The organism is Streptomyces sparsus (assembly GCF_054776295.1).
Map to the genome: position 1 here is coordinate 1 of NZ_BAAHCA010001661.1, position 596 is coordinate 596.

The window sequence follows — 596 nt, forward strand, 5'->3', positions numbered from 1 at the left end:
CGGGCGGCTCGGAGCCGCCCCCGTCCTCCCCGGCGCCCGAGGCACCGCCGAGGACGGCGGTCGAAGCGGTCACCGTCGGGTCCCTGACGCAGACCGGCGCGCGGTCGGCCACCGCGTCGGTGACGGTCCGCACCAGCGGCACCGGCCCGGTGGTACTCACCGTGACCTGGTACCTCGACAGCAGCGGACAGGACAACCGGCAGGACGGTGCCGCCCAGTCGTTCGAGCTGAGCGGTGAGACCTCCTACACCCTCCAGGTGCCGCACACCTTCGCGCGGGGCGGCTGCTACTGGGAGGTGCGCGCGTCCACCGCTCCGGGGGCCGGCGACGGCGGCTCCTCGCAGCGGATCGCCACCAAGGGGTGCCTGTGGTGAGCGACGACGACTACCGCGCCACGGAGTTGGGCGACCACTGGTTCGAGCGCCCCTCCGACGAGCCGGACCGCGCCACCCCCGCGGACCCGACCGTGCTGCGGACAACACCCCTGCCGGTGGGCGGCCTTGACGCCACGCGCGTGGCCCCGCACGCCGTCGCGTCCCCAGGCGCCCCCGTCCCTGAGGGGGCGGCGACGGGCGGTGACGCGGATCCGGCGGGTC

Annotated in this window: 1 protein-coding gene and 1 pseudogene; both read left to right on the forward strand. The window is 76.2% G+C overall.

Annotated elements, in window-relative coordinates; genetic code table 11:
- The first annotated feature begins 161 nt into the window (after positions 1–161).
- On the forward strand, positions 162–374 hold the full coding sequence (locus ACYVE9_RS30170; RefSeq protein WP_461031033.1) for a hypothetical protein: 213 nt from the start codon (positions 162–164) through the stop codon (positions 372–374).
- Positions 371–596 (forward strand): annotated as a pseudogene (locus ACYVE9_RS30175) (hypothetical protein); the annotation flags it as partial. The gene ACYVE9_RS30170 and the pseudogene ACYVE9_RS30175, both read left to right, overlap by 4 nt.